This is a genomic window from Methylobacterium sp. WL116, from assembly GCF_008039455.1.
In the GTDB taxonomy this organism is placed as follows: domain Bacteria; phylum Pseudomonadota; class Alphaproteobacteria; order Rhizobiales; family Beijerinckiaceae; genus Methylobacterium.
Window position 1 is genome coordinate 1 of sequence record NZ_VRUV01001069.1, and the last position, 601, is coordinate 601.

Annotated in this window: 1 pseudogene; it reads right to left on the bottom strand. The window is 74.2% G+C overall.

The annotated features are described in order from the left end of the window. Positions 1-53: 53 nt before the first annotated feature. Positions 54-601 (bottom strand): annotated as a pseudogene (locus FV223_RS31080) (pentapeptide repeat-containing protein); the annotation flags it as partial.

Sequence of the window (601 nt, forward strand, 5' to 3'; positions counted from 1 at the left end):
GCCGCCCTGCCCAATTCCCGTTCCACTCCGCGTCGTGCCGCCCATCATGCCGTTCAGCGCCGCAGCGCCCGCTCCCCATCCGTGCTCGCGCCGGCGATCGCCGTGGGCGCCTCCAGCACTTCGATCGTCTCCAGCACCGCGATGTCGAGGGTCGGCCCGCGACGGATCTCGACCACCCCGCGCACCCGCACCCGCGCGTTCCTGAGCCTGTCCGCACTCAAACCATGTTCGCGCATCCTGCGCCAAGTGCGTTTCGACACGGTGACCGTGAGCCCGTCCTCCCCCCGGGCCGCGAAGTCGAGATAGGTCCGGCTCGGGCGCTCGCCGACATGGCGGATCGTGCCCTGGACCACGACGAACCGCCCCGCCGCCGCGCGCAGGCCAGGACCGTCCGAGGCCTCGAGCGACGGCTGGTGCCAGAGCCCGAGTCCGGCCGTGCGCGCGGCCTCCTCGACGGCGAGCAGCCCCGGGCGGCACAGGGCGTCGCCCTCGCCGGCATCGACCTGGGCGAGACCGGCACCGACGAGGTCCCCCGCGAGGTCGACCGGTCCATCCGCCTCCGACAGGGCGTCGATGCGCAGGCGGCCCCAGCGGTCGGCCT